Annotated in this window: 1 protein-coding gene; it reads left to right on the forward strand. The window is 47.6% G+C overall.

All coding sequences use genetic code 11. The features are described from left to right. Positions 1 to 370, forward strand: a 370-nt coding sequence (locus tag E1189_RS24270; protein WP_230459816.1) for a hypothetical protein, incomplete at both ends; no start/stop codon positions are given.

Genomic DNA, 370 nt, shown 5'->3' on the forward strand with positions numbered 1-370 from the left:
AGTTGAAACGGATGCCACAACATGGATTAGAAACTCATCTAACATTTACCGCATTTCCAGTAACGGTGAAGCTCCTGATATTTTATGCACTCCTCCTTCTTCACCTCTGGAGACTCTATTCCCAGAGTTGTCGGGCCTGGAGCAGGATGACGCTCTACATTCAGGGTTATCGAATTTGTTGCAGGATGATGTATTTCAGAGTGGTCTTTGCGCTAATACAGAGAAATATACATTCGATACAGGTGGCTCTCTTAATGAAGTGAGCCAGGGTCAGTCTGACAGCGATCAGCGGCCCATGAATATCTCCGGGATGCACACGCTAAAAGTCCACGCAGGGGAAAGGCCCTATGTCTGTGATCAGGACGGATGC

It is taken from the genome of Parendozoicomonas verongulae (assembly GCF_009711465.1).
GTDB classification, from domain to species: domain Bacteria; phylum Pseudomonadota; class Gammaproteobacteria; order Pseudomonadales; family Endozoicomonadaceae; genus Sansalvadorimonas; species Sansalvadorimonas verongulae.